The organism is Photobacterium sp. R1 (assembly GCF_054600795.1).
In genome coordinates, this window is sequence record NZ_BAAHZP010000890.1 from 1 (window position 1) to 242 (window position 242).

The window sequence follows — 242 nt, forward strand, 5'->3', positions numbered from 1 at the left end:
TATTTAAGGGTTTGCGATTAATCACCCTCTCCATTCGGCTGGCGAGTTGATCGCCGGTCAGCGCCGTTGTAAATTCGCCGTACACGGCAACAGGGTGCGGATTACCAGGCTCCAGCCCACCCAGATGTTTTATGCCTAATTGATCCGCTAGTTGGGCATTATTTCCCAGCTCCTGGTGGACATCCAAAGGTAAATGGTAGGCATAAAGATTAATACCATTTTCGATCAATGCTTTAATTCGT

1 protein-coding gene is annotated in these 242 nt (G+C 47.5%); it reads right to left on the bottom strand.

The genetic code is table 11. The annotated features are described in order from the left end of the window. Positions 1-242, bottom strand: a 242-nt coding sequence (locus tag ACYP03_RS27625) for a Nif3-like dinuclear metal center hexameric protein (protein WP_459782886.1), incomplete at both ends; no start/stop codon positions are given.